This is a genomic window from Desulfosporosinus sp., assembly GCF_014237355.1.
Lineage (GTDB): Bacteria > Bacillota > Desulfitobacteriia > Desulfitobacteriales > Desulfitobacteriaceae > Desulfosporosinus.
In genome coordinates this window covers 1,968-19,030 of sequence record NZ_JABZFS010000003.1, presented here as the reverse complement: position 1 = coordinate 19,030, position 17,063 = coordinate 1,968, and the positions used below count along the sequence as shown (strand labels likewise).

General features: G+C 42.7%; 15 protein-coding genes. 4 read left to right on the top strand and 11 right to left on the bottom strand.

Annotated features, from left to right (window positions below; all coding sequences use genetic code 11):
- Positions 1–43 precede the first annotated feature (43 nt).
- On the bottom strand, positions 44–1,837 hold the full coding sequence (locus HGJ98_RS00580; RefSeq protein ID WP_291349049.1) for an aldehyde ferredoxin oxidoreductase family protein: 1,794 nt from the start codon (positions 1,835–1,837) through the stop codon (positions 44–46).
- 419 nt (positions 1,838–2,256) lie between these two features.
- Here HGJ98_RS00580 and HGJ98_RS00575 point away from each other — a divergent pair, with 419 nt between their 5' ends.
- Complete coding sequence (locus HGJ98_RS00575; protein ID WP_291349048.1) at positions 2,257–4,128, top strand: sigma-54-dependent Fis family transcriptional regulator; 1,872 nt, start codon at positions 2,257–2,259, stop codon at positions 4,126–4,128.
- 66 nt (positions 4,129–4,194) lie between these two features.
- On the opposite strand, the gene HGJ98_RS00570 is transcribed toward HGJ98_RS00575, so the two are convergent.
- From HGJ98_RS00570 to HGJ98_RS00535, 8 genes are all read right to left on the bottom strand, one after another.
- Positions 4,195–4,779 carry a TerD family protein gene (locus tag HGJ98_RS00570; RefSeq protein WP_291349047.1) on the bottom strand — a complete coding sequence of 195 codons (585 nt, stop codon included), beginning with the start codon at positions 4,777–4,779 and terminating at the stop codon, positions 4,195–4,197.
- A 148-nt stretch (positions 4,780–4,927) separates the two neighbouring features.
- Entirely contained in the window at positions 4,928–5,506 is a 579-nt protein-coding gene (locus HGJ98_RS00565; protein ID WP_291349046.1) for a TerD family protein, read from the bottom strand.
- A gap of 20 nt (positions 5,507–5,526) precedes the next feature.
- A complete protein-coding gene (locus tag HGJ98_RS00560; RefSeq protein ID WP_291349045.1) occupies positions 5,527–6,141 on the bottom strand; it encodes a TerD family protein in 615 nt (204 codons plus the stop codon).
- Between the two features lie 557 nt (positions 6,142–6,698).
- The gene (locus HGJ98_RS00555; protein ID WP_291349044.1) at positions 6,699–7,559 is read right to left on the bottom strand and encodes an HAD family hydrolase; all 861 of its coding nucleotides are present in this window, start codon (positions 7,557–7,559) and stop codon (positions 6,699–6,701) included.
- Complete coding sequence (locus tag HGJ98_RS00550; RefSeq protein WP_291349043.1) at positions 7,532–8,650, bottom strand: cysteine protease StiP family protein; 1,119 nt, start codon at positions 8,648–8,650, stop codon at positions 7,532–7,534. The genes HGJ98_RS00555 and HGJ98_RS00550 overlap by 28 nt, the downstream gene beginning before the upstream one ends.
- 83 nt (positions 8,651–8,733) lie before the next feature.
- Positions 8,734–10,155 carry a phosphoribosyltransferase family protein gene (locus tag HGJ98_RS00545; protein WP_291349042.1) on the bottom strand — a complete coding sequence of 474 codons (1,422 nt, stop codon included), beginning with the start codon at positions 10,153–10,155 and terminating at the stop codon, positions 8,734–8,736.
- Positions 10,106–11,302 carry an HpcH/HpaI aldolase/citrate lyase family protein gene (locus tag HGJ98_RS00540; protein ID WP_291349041.1) on the bottom strand — a complete coding sequence of 399 codons (1,197 nt, stop codon included), beginning with the start codon at positions 11,300–11,302 and terminating at the stop codon, positions 10,106–10,108. Before HGJ98_RS00540 ends, HGJ98_RS00545 begins: the two co-directional genes overlap by 50 nt.
- Before the next feature lie 166 nt (positions 11,303–11,468).
- The gene (locus HGJ98_RS00535; protein ID WP_291349040.1) at positions 11,469–12,227 is read right to left on the bottom strand and encodes an SDR family NAD(P)-dependent oxidoreductase; all 759 of its coding nucleotides are present in this window, start codon (positions 12,225–12,227) and stop codon (positions 11,469–11,471) included.
- A 345-nt stretch (positions 12,228–12,572) separates the two neighbouring features.
- Between HGJ98_RS00535 and HGJ98_RS00530 the strand changes: the two genes are divergently transcribed.
- From HGJ98_RS00530 to HGJ98_RS00520, 3 genes are read left to right on the top strand one after another with little or no spacing between them, the layout of a single operon-like run.
- Complete coding sequence (locus tag HGJ98_RS00530; RefSeq protein ID WP_291349039.1) at positions 12,573–12,812, top strand: FeoA family protein; 240 nt, start codon at positions 12,573–12,575, stop codon at positions 12,810–12,812.
- A 44-nt stretch (positions 12,813–12,856) separates the two neighbouring features.
- The gene (locus tag HGJ98_RS00525; RefSeq protein ID WP_291349038.1) at positions 12,857–13,681 is read left to right on the top strand and encodes a FeoB small GTPase domain-containing protein; all 825 of its coding nucleotides are present in this window, start codon (positions 12,857–12,859) and stop codon (positions 13,679–13,681) included.
- The gene (locus tag HGJ98_RS00520; RefSeq protein WP_291349037.1) at positions 13,678–15,081 is read left to right on the top strand and encodes a nucleoside recognition domain-containing protein; all 1,404 of its coding nucleotides are present in this window, start codon (positions 13,678–13,680) and stop codon (positions 15,079–15,081) included. The genes HGJ98_RS00525 and HGJ98_RS00520 overlap by 4 nt, the downstream gene beginning before the upstream one ends.
- A gap of 76 nt (positions 15,082–15,157) precedes the next feature.
- On the opposite strand, the gene HGJ98_RS00515 is transcribed toward HGJ98_RS00520, so the two are convergent.
- Together HGJ98_RS00515 and HGJ98_RS00510 are read right to left on the bottom strand one after the other, a co-directional pair.
- The gene (locus tag HGJ98_RS00515) at positions 15,158–15,577 is read right to left on the bottom strand and encodes an iron dependent repressor, metal binding and dimerization domain protein (protein ID WP_291349036.1); all 420 of its coding nucleotides are present in this window, start codon (positions 15,575–15,577) and stop codon (positions 15,158–15,160) included.
- Positions 15,578–15,700: 123 nt separating this feature from the next.
- Positions 15,701–16,795 carry a hypothetical protein gene (locus HGJ98_RS00510; RefSeq protein ID WP_291349035.1) on the bottom strand — a complete coding sequence of 365 codons (1,095 nt, stop codon included), beginning with the start codon at positions 16,793–16,795 and terminating at the stop codon, positions 15,701–15,703.
- Positions 16,796–17,063: the final 268 nt, after the last annotated feature.

Below are 17,063 nucleotides of genomic sequence, written 5' to 3'. Positions count from 1 at the left end.
TATAATCGAAGTTTGCACCTGAACATCTAACTCACGTTAAGTTCTACATTCCAAGCTTAGTTAAAAGCTCTGGCTTCGGAACGCCAGCTCCGTCCCATCCACGTTCGGCATAATACTGAGGCAGAAGCTCTGCTAGCTTGAGTGTTTGTCCTTTCGAAGGGCCATCCACGATAGGATCGTTCAATAAACGTTTGGGTAGTGTATCCTCCGCCGCAGAGTATCCGACACGTAAATTGTGTAAGCGTTCGTTGTTCCAAATTCTCTCTCCGCAGGCGAGGAGCTCTTCGTCTGTATAATTTGCACCAGTCACAGCATTAACGAGTGCTGCGTAGTCAGAAAGACCTAGCGCGAAGGAAGAGAATAAACATAGACCAAGGGAGTCAATAACGGCTGTTAGGTCTTGGAATATCTTAACCCAAGTTGCTTTGCCCTCGAGGGAATTACGATCAAGTTTTTCAGGTAAACCTAAGACTTCTGGAGAAATCATATACCCACGAACGTGACATCCACCACGATTACTCGTAGCAAATTGGAGGCCTTGACCTTGTACGCCACGTGGATCATAGGCTGGGATTTCTAATTTTTTCACAGTCATTGATAACTCTGGTGCGCCATAGCTTTCCGCTAAGCGATAAGAACCCAAGGCCATTTTGGCACCCAAACCTTCAGCGTAACCAATTTTGCGCACCCACTCGACCATTCCGGCTGCATTACCAAACTCAAGTGGTGTACCATCCAGCTCTTCAGGCTTAATATAGCCCCTCTGTACCAATTCCATACCCGCTGCAATGGTAGCACCGACAGAAATAGTATCTAACCCTAGTCTATTACACCAGTCGTTGGCCTTATGAATCGCATCAAAATCGTGAATACCTGAGTTTGAGCCAAACACCCATACAGTTTCATACTCTGGTCCAGCGCCTTCTCCGCCTTCCCATTTGCTATAACGGCCACAGGCAATAGGACAGCGATAGCATGGATCTTTTTTGATTAAGTGATTTGCGGTCATAGTTTCTCCGCTGATGAGGTCTGCCTGGGAATCATAAGATTCTTGGAAGTTATTAACCGGGTAAATACCAGTTTCATTAATAATATTGACAAGGACAGCCGTTCCGTAGGTGGGAAGCCCTTGGCCAGTTACACCATTTTCCCTAAGTTTGCCTAAAGCTGAGCTCAAGACATTTTTCATCACATCAGCATTGGCATTTTCTACCTTACCAGTTCCACGGACCAGAATTGCTTTAACATTTTTCGACCCCATGACAGCACCGACTCCACTACGCCCTGCTGCTCTATATAGATCATTCATGACTGCTGATATTAAAGAAAGGTTCTCTCCTGCAGGTCCGATGGATAAGACCTTAGCTTTGTCATCTCCAAATTCCTGCTTTAAGGTTTCTGTTGTGGCATAAACATCTTTGCCCCATACATGCGCGGCATCCTTAATTTCCACAACATCATCCTGAATACTTATATAAACTGGACGATCAGCTTTACCTTCTAAGATCACCATGTCATATCCAGCAAACTTAAGATGGGCTCCCCATTGTCCTCCAGAGTTGGAAGAAGCGATTACGCCATTGAGAGGGGACTTCGTCACCACCACATAACGACCAGACGTTGGAGCGTTCGTGCCTGTGAGTGCTCCAGTAGCAATAAACAATTTGTTCTCAGGAGAAAGCGCATCAACATCTGCGGCTACCTCATCTGCAAACATTTTCCCTGCTAGCCCGCGCCCGCTTAAATATTTCCTCGCAAGTTCCATGTTTAAAGGTTCAGTGCTTGTTTTTCCTTCCGTAAGATTGACACGCAATACTTTTCCCGTATATCCACCCATGAATCTTCCTCCTCGTTTCATTTTTTTCAATATTCTTTTAGGGATAATTCAAAACTGCCCGTCCCTAAAGTGATCCTAATCTAAATTATATAGCAATTAACATGCCATATGTTAAAAATTTAAAATTTAAAATTAATTAAATCAGCATTCCCTTAGTAACAAACTAAAACTAACTAAACTAAATAAAAACCAATTAAATCGCATTCTAATTATTAGATATGCAATGTTAGACGTTTGCTTTAAGTTTATAAAGTTTATTAGTTGTTCCGTATTTGATCAACTTTAATCTTAACTATGTTCCAAAACGGAACACTTTCCCCCAACCTAACTTCCCTCTGCTTGTTGTTTCATCAAAACAGGTATGTTATTCTGTCAAATGTAAGGAAAACAATGCTTAGTAAGGAGATGAGAAGAGACGTATGGATAATCAGTGGAAGCGTTTTATAAAAGGAGAGAGTGTTGAATCAGAAGTAACCCCTTCCATCTATCGTTCCTGGCAGAGAAGTCTAAAATATCAGGTAAACCATACGCTAGTGTCAAACCAAGACATTCTCACAACTGCACGCCTCAACGAGCGCCGAGACTCTCAAGAATCCTTAATCCGAGCGAGCGAACCTGTTTTACCTTACATTTTCAGCTTGCTGGGAAATACCAATTATACTGTTTTGTTGGGGGATAACGAAGGCTATATCATGGAGGCCGTAGGAGATGCTCCTTTTATGAGTAAAGCCCAAAAAGTAAATTTAAGCCCCGGTGCTAGTTGGCGTGAGGAAATTCGAGGCACAAACGCTATTGGTACTGCTCTCCGTGATAATGCTCCCACGTCTGTTTTTGGTTGGGAACACTTTGTCCACGATAATCACTTTTTAGCTTGTTGGGCCGCCCCAATCCAAGACAGCCAAGGTTTCCCTCTCGGGGTTCTAGATATCAGCGGTGAAGCCATTCCAGACCGCCAAAAAATTTTAAATATTGCCATGATGGGCGCAAGTATGATCGAAAAAAACCTACGCCTTTTCGAGCTGGAAAATCAACTCAAGTTTTACCAAGAAGGTTCTAAGTTAGCTTCCTCACTCCTTCAACAAGGATTTTTGACCATTGATCACAATGGCATCATTACAAACATCAACGCATACGGTGCTGGACTTCTAGGACGTAGACAAGAAGACGTCATTGGGCAACACGCTGGAGAAGTTTTTAGTACACCAAAAGGATGGATGTTAAACGGACATTCTTTGAACCTCCATATCAAGGATCGCTCCGGGAAAGAGATCACCTCTCACTTAAGTCAGGTCGTCAACGAATCGGGGCAATCACTTGGTGCGGTGGGAACTTTACAAATTTCAAAGGAAGCCTCCTTGACTAATACCTTATGGGTTGGAAACAGCCAGCTTTCACAGCGAACCCTGGCACGAGCTTCTAAAATTGCCTCAACCCATTCTTCCGTGCTTATTCATGGCGAAAGCGGAACCGGCAAGGAAATAATTTCTCAGACGATTCATCAACTGAGCTCGCGCAGCAAAGGTCCATTTGTCGCCTTGAACTGCGCTTCACTCCCTACTTCCCTCATCGAGAGTGAGTTATTCGGATATGTCGAAGGTGCCTTTACAGGAGCACGCCGAGGTGGAAAACCCGGTAAATTCGAACAGGCTAATAAGGGAACAATTTTCCTCGATGAAATTGGAGATATGCCCTTAAATGTCCAAGTTGCCCTCCTTCGGGTACTTCAAGAAAAGGAAGTTTCTCGGATAGGAGATACAAAAGCCGTTAAAATTGACGTACGAGTCATAGCGGCCACACATAAAGATTTGAACGCCTTAGTCTTAGCAGAAAAATTCCGTCTGGATTTATACTATCGTCTGAAAGTCGTCACTTTAGAGTTGCCTCCACTCCGTGAACGTCTTGAAGATATTCGGGACTTAGTACCGTTTTTTATTGATAAAACATGTAAATCCCTTGAACTTCCTCCACTAGGTGTTCATGAGGATGTATATCCATATTTATTGTCCCATTCCTGGCCGGGTAATGTTAGAGAATTGGAGAACTGTATTGAAAGTATGGTGGCTTTAGCCGAGGGACCAATTCTAACTATCGACGATTTACCGAATGAAATAATTCAAAGCATGAGGAAAAATGAAGCTTCAAGCGAACCCTTACTCAATCAACAAACTAAACAGGCAATTATCTACGCCCTCAACCAAACCAAAGGAAAAATCGCGCCAGCCGCTAAGCTGCTTGGGATTGGGCGAAATACGCTCTACCGTAAGATAAAGGACTTAGATATAGATTTTTAAATGGAAAACGTCACAGAAAAGAAGCGCTCAAATCGATGAGCGCTTCTTTTTATCAGCCTTGAATTTTTAGCCTACTTGTAAACCATAGTTTCCGCAAAGGGCGGCTAGTCCCCCTGAGAAACCGCTGCCTACAGCATTGAACTTCCATTCCCCTTGGTGACGATAGAGTTCGCAAACGACAAGTGCTGTTTCTACCGAGAAGTCTTCTCCTAGGTCATAGCGCATGACTTCCTGTCCGTTAGCCTCGTTGACAACTCGTACAAAGGCATTGGATACTTGACCAAAGTTTTGTGATCTTTGAGCTGCTTCATGAATGGTAACCGTGAAAGCAATTTTGTCAACATGAGCAGGTACTGCGGGTAGATCAACCTTAATTTGCTCGTCATCTCCATCGCCTTCACCAGTGAGGTTATCACCAGTATGTGTCACTGAGCCATTACCGCCAACAAGATTATTATAATAGATGAAATCTTCCAGACCTCCAGCTCGGCCATTTTTATCCAGCAGAAATACCGAAGCATCAAGGTCAAAATCAGATCCACCAGAATACTTATTGGTATCCCAACCTAATCCGACGATGATTTTTGTAAGACCTGGGTTTCCCTTAGTTAAGTCAATCTTTTGTCCTTTTTGAAGACTAATGACTGCCATAAAAACACCTCAATTTCATTTAGACATAGTCATAGGATCAATTCATAGGCTCAGTTTTCAGTCCGAGTTTTCAGATAACCTTACCTCTCACCTCAGGCATGTGTTATCTGACCTCTGGCATCTGGCATCCGACTTCCGACCTCTGGAATTATACGTCTAAGCCGAAATCTTTGCACAAGCCAGCTAATCCGTTTTGGTAACCACTACCGATTGCATTGAACTTCCATTCTGTATTGTGGCGATAGAGCTCACCGACAACGATTGCAGTTTCAACAGAGAAATCTTCACCGAGGTCATACCGGATTAATTCTTCCCCTGATGCTTCATTCAGAACACGTACGTAAGCGTTGGAAACTTGTCCAAAATTTTGATTGCGTTCTTGAGCTTCATGGATTGTAATTGTAAAAGTAACCTTAGAAACATCACCAGCGACCTTTGCTAAGTCAACTTTGATTTGCTCATCATCCCCGTCACCAGCACCAGAACGGTTGTCGCCAGTATGGTTCACTGAACCGTCAGGGCTCTGTGGGTTGTTAAAAAAGACGAAGTTCTTTTCATTGGTGACTTTTCCATCAGCATTTAATAAGAATACCGAGGAATCTAAGTCAAAATCTTTGCCGCCATCATACTTGTTGACGTCCCAGCCCAGACCAATAATAATCTGCGTGAGACCCGGATTTGATTTAGTAAGATCTACCTTTTGCCCTTTTTGCAAACTAATTGCCATTGTAATATCCCCCTTTAAAATTATTGATATCGACGGATGAGTTCACTCAAGGATGCGTCATTTGTACCTTGGCCAATCGCTGCGAATTTCCATTCATTACTGTGACGATAGACTTCTGCCACCACTAAGCTGGTTTTACCGGCGTAGTTGTCGGTTAAATTATATCGACAAAATTCTTGCCCATTGACTGGATTTACTACCCTGATAAAGGCATTGGCAATTAAACCAAAGTCTTGTTTACGCTTCACACTATCGTAAATATTAACGACGAAGACGATCTTCTGTACAGAGCTAGGAACGCTGCTCAAGTCCACGTGAATTTGTTCATCGTCGCCATCACCTGCGCCGGTAAGGTTATCTCCACTGTGTTTTACGCTTTTGTCGCCACTTTGCAGATTGCCAAAGTAGACTAATCGATCTTTCGAAGTAAGCTTATCTTGAGCGTCGAGAAGGAGCGCAGAAGCATCACAGTCAATTGCAGCACCCCCTCCACCTCCACCAAAAAGTCCTCCAAGGAGCCCCCCTGATTTCGGTTTGGACACTTCGTCCCATCCTAAACCAACCATGATTTTAGATAAACCGGGATTTCCCTTAGTTAAGTCAATTTTTTGCCCTTTTTGCAAATTAATTCCCACTATATATCCTCCTTTTTAATACTTATCTAGCATAAGTGCAACCAACCGCTCGCTTTCGCTAAGGCTCGGCGAAGCCAGGTTTTCTTTATACTATCAGACACCCATGCCGCTGCACCACTGATGAATGAAAAATCCAGTGCGCTTTTGGCATTCTGAACGAAGTGAAGAATCTTAAGTCCTAGATTCTTCGCTATCGCTCAAGGATGACATTAACCTAAACTTATTTTCAGGGCAGAACCTGAAATATATCATCTAATTTCTCTACCTTCACTTTTTCCTTTATCTTCACATGGTAATTGGTGAAAATAATGGAATACTAGTATTTTATCATAGGAAACCTTTGGAGAAATACTTAAATTGTAATGTTCACATAACTTTCACATCTTAGTAAATTTAATCAATGCTAATTCGTTTAGTTTAATACCTAGTAATCTGAACTAACTTTACGAGGACACCCCCATCTCTCAGTGGATGTTCAATTATTCACCTTCCCTAAGGCCTGTTTTTTTCTCTCCAACCAATGTTTACCATTATATATTGTACAATAAATAATAGTTTTATACCACACTCTCTTGGGACAGTGGTTCAGCCACATAGTTAAGAATCTCTTCTCCAGCATTAATTCCACTTTTCTTAGTAAATCCAATCTTCTCCAGGCCTAAAATCTTCTGTAAATATTGCGAATAAAGTTCTCCATGAGCTGGTGCTATAGCAAAATCCGCTGCTATAAGCATATCAAGATCCAATAATGAATCTCCGGCGGCTACAACCTGATCAATTCCTTCCTTTGCCCGGATATACTGGATAGCCGCTGCCTTGTTGACATTGAAGGGTACTAAATATAGTTTTCTGCCTTGAACTGATAACTCCCAGTTGTTATCCTCCGCCCAGAGTTTAAATGCAGCTAACTCTGCAGCCGGAATCATTTCACGTTCAATTAAACAGTAAAAGAATAAGTCATCCGCTAGTTTACCGGAATCTTGGTGAACCCATGAAGAATGCCTGATTTCATTAAACTTCGCGAAAAGATCCTCAAAGGCCAAACAATCTTTTCTGCCAGCGGAGACCCGTCGCATCCAGTCTGGATCTTCAACCCCTCTATGGAATATTCTCCCACCATTACTCGTCACTGCGTATTCATATGAGATATCATATTGACAAAAATTAATCCGCTCGTATTGAAGTTTTGTTCGAGTTGTTACGGGCACAAAAACTAATTCCCGAGAAAGCTGCTGTAATTTGCTTAGGGTTCTTTCCGTCATATACGAGATATAGCGATCCTCAAACCATTCAACGGGTTTGATTTCTTCTACAATGGTTTCATTGATAAATGAACGGTAGGAATAAATTAACGTTTGGTCAAGATCGCTGGCAAACATCTTCTTAATTGTCATGATATCTGCTTCACTATGCCGCAACAGGAATAAGTAAGATGAGGATACTCCTCAACCGGAACCCCTTTATCCTCACACAACAGCATAATATGTTTTAGGTTTTTGTTCTTAATACTATCCACCAGCACCCTTTCCGGTAAGCGTCTTAAAAGAACTCTGGTTGTTTCACCAATACCAGGTTTAATAAAGTTAATATCTCTAATCCCATAAGTTTCCTTGATATTGGTTAAGGATTTCAGCCCTTGCCATGAAACCTCTTCTTGCTCATAGTCGTTTTTATATGCAGAGGTTGGTAGTTTCAGCATTTTAAACTCCTTAGCAATAGTATCCACGAAATGATTAGAGACTTCCACCTTGCGTAGTTCTTCATAAAATCTAGCCCCGTGAAAATCCCTTTCCCCAATGAGATCCCCGCGACATACGGTTCGACTTACCAACCCGGAAACAGTTGAATTCAAACACGCACTGGGGATAAGGAAGTCTTCTCTCGTTCCAAAAGTTTTAACACAGTAACCCGGATCTGCAAGGACTGCTAAATCATCATCTAATTCAACCTCGTACTTAATATTGAACTCCGCACAGGCCTTTCTCAAGACCTCAGTTATAGCACCTTTGCCAGTCCAGCCATCAATGAACTGAATTTTTGCGTCCCTGTGATTCTGAAGGATATATATCAGTGCGTTTTCATCGATACCTTTACCCCGAATAATTGAAATACTATAGTGAGGTAAGTCTAAGCCCTTGATTTCTAAAAGATAACGCTTAACCAGAATTCCAATCGGGGTACCTGCCCGCGCGAGCGAAACAAGCACCATCTTTGAGCCGTTCTTCTTTATAATTCGCTCTGAAACAATCCCCACTGCTTGAGCAACTTTACCAGCACTTTCCCGGAGGGTCTGGTGAAAAAGATCTAGGTATTCTTGGGTTGGTTCATATTCGATGGGCAGCATTTCTGAATAATGACCGCCAGACTGAATGATTCGCTCGCGAGTCTTAAGATCTGTCTCCGCCAATAACCCATTGAGATTCTTGAGTAAAAAAATCACATCCTTAGGGCTGTAGCACCCCATTGGTACAGGGTGAGGAATAGGATGTGCGAAGAGATTATCTTTCATCAAACGGTCACCTCTTTTCCATATCTTTTTGAGACTTTATATTAAATCACATGAGTCAACTAACGAAGGATCTCGTCCCTCCTTCAGGATGACATTGCCCTTGAGGTGTAATAAGACTTAATAGAAGTTCCTATCACTAAAACTAAGCGAGGAATACCTAACTTACGAAAGACCTCTAGCATGGGCATTAATCGCTCGCGACTAACTTCCCTTTCAAGAAACAAATACGCCTCATCATAATGCATTAAGGGGACATTATACACAAAATTAGTAATCCCCGGATCGTCAGGACACGGATAGGAAAACCCATTTTGAATTCCGTATTGCGGTTTAGGAAAGGGATAGATAGGACTCCTTGTTGTAGAATGATAACATATGCCCTTCCCCATATAGGCCGATATGAGCATAGGAAAATACATGAATTCACCCGTTCCTAGGCAAAGGGTCTTTTTCCCTACCCTGTCACCCTTAAGCGCTTTACCGATGTCCCTTGCTAAGGTCAAAAGCTCCTGGTTTTCCCTACTCGAAAGGCCAAATCTCCCAGTTAGTTTTAAATAGGGTGAAGGGCTTTGATATCCTGTGGAATCAACAGAAAAAACCGAGATCACATCTGGTAGGTTTAGAAACTTATAGTCTTCAGTAACCTTGAACTCATCCGGGATATAGGAGTCTGAAACCAGGTCCAATTGATCAATTTGTTCACAAAAGGGTTCACCGCTTACCTCTATTTCCCCTTCTAACAACGAAATTGTGTCAATTCTAAGATCGAGTTGTTGCTCTAATTCTCTATAATTGGCCCGATCCTTTGCCGTTCTCCAATCTAAAAGAGATAGAACGACATAATTGGTTTTTGGAAATTTAACATTGATTGCCCTAATAATATTTAAAGCTGTGTTTCCAGTCGTAATCTCATCGTCAATCAGCACAATAGTTTTGGGATTTCTAAAAAACTCTGGATCTTCAGGATAGCACCGATGGTTAACCGCATGAGAATGATCTTCATTAAAATTAAGTTCTGCGGGCAAAAAGGGGATCTGATCACGAGTTGTATGAAGGTAATGCGCATTGTCAAACACACTGAATACGGCATGTCCTAAGGCTGTTGCTGTTTCTGCAAAGCCTATAAATAACGTATCCTCAGGCAGTACGAAGCGCGGTTTTGTGAGTACCGCTTCATAAACCTTTCTCGGATCCGCCTTCATCTTGAGAGCCTTTACAATATCTTGGGTGTCGACATGATTCAGGTTATGTATTCTACTCATGAATTGAACAGCAAGAGCAACCCCTGTAAGCAGAGGTAGGAAAGGATTAACAGGCACATGTTTGCCTAGAACGTTGCTTACAAATAAAAACCCTCGCTTCTTGTTCTTTCTAGCCGCTAAAGAAAACAGTACCTGAAGCTCTAGATCAAAGGGATTACGTTTCGGAAGAACGGATAGCTTTTGCCCTTCTAGATCATAGGTGAATATCCTCGGTGAAGAGGCTGATGAAATTGTGTTGTTCATGAAACACTCCATAATTCCTTGCTCTGAGCAAGATTTTTTGGGCCCAGTTATAATGTGGTTTAATTTCATTCATCTTATTAGTATAATGACTTTTCATAACGCCCTGCAAGCCATTACTATTTTCAAGAATACTTAAAGCATCTAAATATTCTTCATGTCCAACGATGTAGAGGGATTGAACCGGAATAATATGACTGGGATGAATAATAGTTTTTCCAATAATCCCATTTTCTTTGTCCAAAATTACTTCACGAATTAACCCGTCAACATATTTATTTAAAAGCTGGCTTCTAATCTTTGTTCGATTATTCCCATGAATGTCATGAAATTCCTCAAAGGGACTCTTGCGAAGCTGGGGTTTGAGCACTCTCCCTCCATTTGAGAAGTACTCCCATACAGGTCCAGAAACTACATAATCGCTTTCAACACGTCCAAAAACATTAATAATATCTGCGATGCAGTCACGTATCACCGTAATATCGTAAATGGTAACATCAGGTCCCCGACGAATACCATAATAACCCGAAAAATCGGTTGCTCCGATTCGAACGTTTAAGACTAAATCATGATAGGAATCTAAGAGCCGCTTTGTTTCCATTAATTCATGAAGCCGTGATTCCCGATAAATAGCTTGAGTGCTTTCTATGATCGGCATTCCATAAAAAGGCCCTGTTGATTCATGATTAATAGTCTTAATAGCTTCGAAGTACTCATTACTTTCCGAGGTGAATTTTGGAAAGATAAAACCAGTAATGAGTTTTGCGCTATCACCCATTTTCTCTGTTAGTCTTAAAATCTGTTCCGGATTGCGAACCCTAATGAAGATAAGAGGTAGATTAGCATCCTCAATCTCTTCATTGTTAAAGGCCTGATATATCTTTTTGACTTGGTTCGTAAGATTCTCCTCTGCGTAGGGAACTTCAGTATCCCCTATTGAATCTTCCAAACAAAACACTGTTGAGGCAAGTCCCCGATTCTTTTGGGAGATGATATCCCCTGCTATGGTTTCCCTAGTCCCTGGCATATATAATGACGCACCAAGTGCATGAGAAAGAACCCCTCGGGGAGTCTTTTTATCAAAAAACTCCGGAGCTTTAAAGAAGGTAGATTGTATACCCTCTTTAGTTAGATAATTAAAATGTCTCACTTAATCGTACAACTGTTAGCTGTACTTCTCTCCTTTCTTTGATCAACATCGACTGAGATTGCTTAACCATATCTTTAGTTTACTACTAAATCTTTCCTATTTGGTGAACAATCCGTGAACTTTATATTAAAACTAGATTAAAAACTCATTAAATACGTTAGTTGGGCTAGATGTAACAATCCAAACCACCATCTATGGTTAAAATCTGACCGGTGATCCACTGGGAATCATCCGAGGCAAAGAAGATCACACTGCCATTCATATCTTCAACTGAGCCAATTCGTTTCATAGGGAAGCGACGTATAAGGGCATCAGCTTTTCCGGTTGCTACCCAACGATCATGTTTACTCTGTGTCATGGGTGTTACGATATGGGCAGGGCATAAGCAATTCACTCGAATTTCCGGTCCGAGTTCTGCAGCCAAGGCTCGGCTTAGATTGACAACCCCACCTTTCATGGCACAATAGGAGGTAAAATTAGGACTTCCCGTGACTCCTAAAATCGAGGCAATATTTATGATACTTCCTCCACCAGCTTCCTTTAGTAAGGGAACCATAACCTGAGTAACAGCGAATACTCCACGTAAATCGACATTATAGAGATCATCGAGTTCCTCTAAGGAAATCTCTAGGAAAGCCTTACGCAAGCCAGATCCTGCATTGTTTACCAGAACATCTAATCTACCCCAGCGTTCCTTGACCTTCTGAAGGGCTTGCTTGATCTCATCTATTTTCGTAATATCTGTTGAGACAGCTAACGCTTCCCCGCCAGCTTTAACGATTTCGTCAACAGTTTCCTGCAGAGGTGCCAAGCGACGACCTATAACTATGACCTTTGCCCCCTCTAACGCTAGGGCTATAGCAACACTCTTTCCAATACCCGTTCCACCACCTGTAACCATAGCAACTTTATCTGCTAATTTCATATCCCTAACCTCCATTTTGATACAATTTGGGGTTTTCATACAAATCATTTTCTCACTCATTCTTCATAAGTTGTTTAAATACCTTCAAAAAAGATGCCACTTATTTTCGTCTGACGGATGACACTGAAATGTGGATTGAAATAAGTAAAACTCTACGCGTCCGTCAAAAAAGCAAGCTTAGTTAATGAGCTTGCTTTTTTTGTTGAAAACATTACCACAAAACTAAGGTAACACTCTGATTCTCGTTTAAATATAGTATTTCAAAACCTTTACTTAAAACGACTTAATATTAGATAGTTCAAAAGTTGCCTTAGACTAACAGTTCTTGAAAGGAGATTTCATAAGATGGGAAAACTGTCCATACCCTTATCTACACTGAAACTCGGTCAGACATCAAGTGTTGTGCACTTGGAAGTAAAAGGGTTGCTCCGCCGCCGAATCCTTGACATGGGTATTGTTCCAGGGACGATTCTTACCTGCATAGGAAGAGCCCCAGCCGGAGATCCCATTGCGTATTTAGTTCGGGATACCGTAATTGCATTGCGGAGTGAAGATGCTAGATTAATTAACGTTGAACAGGTTTAACTTGATACTATCTAGATGTTCAAATAAATATTGGGGTGAAAAACATGAATATAGAAATAAGAGACTCAAGGGACTCTTCTAAGGTGCTTCAAGCTCCTGGGCGCATTATGCGGGAACATTTTGGGATCAAAACATCCGGTGAACAGTATGTGATCGCACTAGCTGGGAATCCAAATGTCGGAAAAAGCACCGTGTTCAATACGCTTACAGGTTTACATCAACATACGGGCAACTGGCCAGGAAAAACTGTTGATAATGCACAAGGGAAGTACTCATATAAAGATAAATCGTTTCTATTAGTCGATTTACCAGGGACTTATTCTTTGCTCGCTCATACTGTTGAAGAAGAGATTGCCAGAGATTTTATTTGTTTTGGTCAACCTGACGCGACCATTGTAGTGCTCGATGCGACGTCTTTAGAACGAAATCTTAACTTAGCAATGCAAGTGATGGAGATAACATCAAACGTTATTATATGTGTAAATTTAATCGATGAAGCAAGGAAGAAAAAGTTAAAAATTGATTTTAAAGAATTAGAAAAAGAGCTGGGTGTTCCTATTATTCCCACGGCAGCAAGGAATGGAGAAGGGCTTAAAGAACTTCAAAAGGCTGTCTACACCATGGCTGTAGAGAAGGTAAATGCTTCCCCTAAACAAGTTGTCTATTCCGAAGAAGTTGAGAAAGCAATTAAGATACTTATGCCGAAGGTTGAAGCATTAGGTCTAGCACGAATAGTAAATCCGAAATGGTTAGCACTTCGTTTATTAGATAGCGACGTTTCGTTTATTAAGACCATTAGTCGTTATGCAACCACGCAAACTCAGCAAATGGTTGCACATAAAGAGCAAGGGAGAGAATTCACACTATGACAACGTTAAACAATAAAATGGATCCGCTAATGAAGATTCACTCTGAAACAGAACATATACGTTTAGCTTCAGGAACTCCCATAGCTGACCGTGTAGTTTCTGATATATTTTCATACACTGAAAAAATTGTTCAAAAAGTTGTGATAAGAGAAGTCTCTGGACAAAAGAGCTGGAAAGATAAGATTGATCAAATAGTTATTTCCCGTGTTTTTGGCTATCCACTGATGTTGCTCTTGTTAGGAGCGGTGTTCTGGATAACCATCGCAGGAGCAAACATACCCTCACAAATGATTGCTGCGGTTCTCTTCGCCTTTCAAGATATTCTTACCCACTGGTTTGAGGTTGTGCAGGCCCCTGCTTGGCTGCATGGCGTGTTGGTCTTAGGAATGTATCGTACCTTGGCTTGGGTAATTGCTGTAATGCTTCCACCGATGGCCATCTTCTTCCCTTTGTTTACTATCCTTGAAGATCTAGGTTATCTGCCACGAGTGGCTTTTAACCTTGACAACATGTTTAAAAAGGCGAAAGCTTGCGGAAAACAATGCTTGACAATGTGTATGGGTTTCGGTTGTAATGCCGCGGGAGTGGTATCGACACGGATTATAGATTCTCCCAGAGAGCGATTGATCGCCATACTTACCAATAATTTTGTTCCCTGCAATGGACGGTTTCCAACTCTTATCGCTATAGCTTCGATTTTCATGGCAAGCTCACTAGTCTTCTCACAATCACTTCAAGCGGCAGGAATAATAACCCTCATAGTCCTGCTAGGGGTAGCGGTTACTTTTGTGGTATCCTGGATTTTGTCCAGTACCATTCTTAAGGGAGAGCCCTCATCTTTCGTGTTAGAGCTCCCGCCTTATCGCAAACCAAAGTTTGGTGCTGTTTTATACCGCTCGATTATTGACCGCACGCTTTTCGTCTTGCGCCGGGCAATTGTCATAGCAGCCCCGGCTGGAGCAATTACTTGGATTATGGCCAATGTCTATATTGGTGACCTAAGCGTCATTGCATATATCGCTGGGGCCCTTAATCCTCTAGCGAAAGCCATTGGGCTAGATGGTTTTATCCTTATGGCCTTTATCCTGGGGCTACCGGCTAATGAAATAGTAGTACCGATCTTACTAATGAGCTATCTTGCAACAGGGCAATTAACTGAGTTTGGAAGCTTGTTAGAATTGAAAGAAATCCTGATCGCAAACGGCTGGACCTGGTTAACAGCTTTTAACACTATGCTTTTTGCCCTACTACACTGGCCATGTGCAACAACCTTATTATCGATGTACAAAGAAACAGGAAGTAAAAAATGGACCTTCGTGGGATTTATAATTCCTACAGTGATCGCCTTCGCAGTATGTTTTATCGTAGCCCAGACAGTGTATTTCTTTGGCTTAGCGTAAATAGATTTGGTAGTATGAAAAAAGTTAATCCCAACCTTTTATTTAGGTAAGGGATTAACTTTGTGTATATCTTGTTTTATTCTATTTCATTTATTTTTATAAAAGTTTTATAGGCATTTAGACAAGAAGGGTTGCTTCTCATAAATTCCACTAGGGTTTTGATAGCATCAATTGTTGCAGTAGAAAGGTAATGTTCCATAGCTTCGGCCTCAGCTGCAAAACTACATTTGCTGCCTATTAGACATAGAAACTCCTGCAGTAATTGGTTTCTTGTTACTAAGTAGTACCCGAATTCCTTTCCTCTATCCGTTAGTTGAATCTCTCCGTATCGTTCGTACTTTATATAACTCTCATCTCGAAGTTTATATAGAGCTTTTGTTACTGAAGGCAAAGCGACTTTAAGTTTTTTACTGATGTCCGTTACCCGGACTGTATCAAGAGATAGGGAAAACCTATATATCTCCTCTAAATAGTCTTCTAAGCTGGGTGTCAGCATGCACGTCACTTCCTTAAGTCAAGAACCGTTTATCCATCTGCATTGTCGTATTTTACTGATACCATACCTATGCTATATGGAAACATCTCAGAACTAATAGAATAATTGGTATTGCTTTTTACTTTACGAAGACTGAGACATCTTTCCTGAACGAAGAATCTGTCGTATTTCTCTTTCCAATCTGCGAGGATATGCCAAATCTTCATTAGTGCAAACCAAGACCTTCCATCCAGCCTTATTAAACTTTTTTTGATTAAACGGTTTCTCGGGACCATGAATGTAAATCAAAACATCTTCCACTTGCGCCAGAAAATTCTCCCCCATTAGGCTTTTGTTCCAATAGACAGCACTCTTTGGAAAGAGATTGTTTAGAACCCTTTTAAGAAGATCTGCCTCTTGAGGAACAAGAGAGGCATCGAATACTTGAGAAATCTTGGAGTTAATAGATGTTAATAATGCTGGAACTTTAGGTGCGTGTTCTATACAATCATTCGTGCTAATCTTTGGCATAACTTGTTCATGGCGTTCTATCTTAATTAGAGCCTCTAACTTTGTGTCAACTTGGGCAAGGGCATCAGCAATAGCCACCGCATCAGCTTTTGATTGTGTTTCGGCTTGTGCCAGCGCTTCTGCCAGGGCCTGTTCATCTGCCTTCGCTTGTTCTTCGGCTTGTGCTAATGCTTCTGCCAGAGCCTTCGCTTCTGCTTTATGTATTTCTACTTGAGCAAGGGCCTCCTCGTGGGCCTTAGACTGAGCTTCTGCTTGTGCTCTCGCCTCCGCCAACGCCTCCGCATCCGCTTTCGCTCGCGCTTCTGCCTCCGCTCTTGCCTCCGCCAGCGCCTCCGCATCCGCTTTCGCTCGCGCTTCTGCCTCCGCTCTTGCCTCCGCCAGCGCCTCCGCATCCGCTTTCGCCTGCGCTTCGGCCTCCGCTCTCGCCTCTGCCAACGCCTCTGCGTACGCCTTTGCTTGCGCTTCGGCCTGCGCTCTCGCCTCTGCCAACGCCTCCGCGTCTGCTTTCGCTTGCGCTTCTGCCTGCGCTCTCGCCTCTGCCAACGCCTCCGCGTCCGCTTTTGCTTGCGCTTCGGCCTGCGCTCTCGCCTCGGCCAGCGCCTCTGCGTCCGCTTTCGCTTGTGCTTCCGCCTCCGCTCTCGCCTCCGCCAACGCCTCTGCGTCCGCTTTCGCTTGTGCTTCCGCCTCCGCTCGCGCCTCTGCCAGCACCTCCGCGTCTGCTTTCGCTTGCGCTTCGGCCTGCGCTCTCGCCTCTGCCAACGCCTCCGCATCCGCTTGCGCTTGCGCTTCTGCCTGCGCTCTCGCCTCTGCCAACGCCTCTGCGTAAGCCTTTGCTTGCACTTCGGCCTGCGCTCTCGCCTCCGCCAGCGCCTCCGCATCCGCTTTCGCTCGCGCTTCTGCCTCCGCTCTCGCCTCCGCCAACGCCTCCGCGTCCGCTTTCGCTTGTGCTTCTGCCTCCGCTCTCGCCTCCGCCAAC

Excerpts from the sequence above, each read along its gene's own strand:
- HGJ98_RS00520 (WP_291349037.1), top strand. The coding sequence starts at position 13,678 with ATGACAACGTTAAACAATAAAATGGATCCGCTAATGAAGATTCACTCT.
- HGJ98_RS00580 (WP_291349049.1), bottom strand. The coding sequence starts at position 1,837 with ATGGGTGGATATACGGGAAAAGTATTGCGTGTCAATCTTACGGAAGGA.
- HGJ98_RS00575 (WP_291349048.1), top strand. The coding sequence starts at position 2,257 with ATGGATAATCAGTGGAAGCGTTTTATAAAAGGAGAGAGTGTTGAATCA.
- HGJ98_RS00535 (WP_291349040.1), bottom strand. The coding sequence starts at position 12,227 with ATGAAATTAGCAGATAAAGTTGCTATGGTTACAGGTGGTGGAACGGGT.
- HGJ98_RS00550 (WP_291349043.1), bottom strand. The coding sequence starts at position 8,650 with ATGAAAGATAATCTCTTCGCACATCCTATTCCTCACCCTGTACCAATG.
- HGJ98_RS00515 (WP_291349036.1), bottom strand. The coding sequence starts at position 15,577 with ATGCTGACACCCAGCTTAGAAGACTATTTAGAGGAGATATATAGGTTT.
- HGJ98_RS00530 (WP_291349039.1), top strand. The coding sequence starts at position 12,573 with ATGGGAAAACTGTCCATACCCTTATCTACACTGAAACTCGGTCAGACA.
- HGJ98_RS00565 (WP_291349046.1), bottom strand. The coding sequence starts at position 5,506 with ATGGCAATTAGTTTGCAAAAAGGGCAAAAGGTAGATCTTACTAAATCA.
- HGJ98_RS00525 (WP_291349038.1), top strand. The coding sequence starts at position 12,857 with ATGAATATAGAAATAAGAGACTCAAGGGACTCTTCTAAGGTGCTTCAA.
- HGJ98_RS00570 (WP_291349047.1), bottom strand. The coding sequence starts at position 4,779 with ATGGCAGTCATTAGTCTTCAAAAAGGACAAAAGATTGACTTAACTAAG.
- HGJ98_RS00545 (WP_291349042.1), bottom strand. The coding sequence starts at position 10,155 with ATGAACAACACAATTTCATCAGCCTCTTCACCGAGGATATTCACCTAT.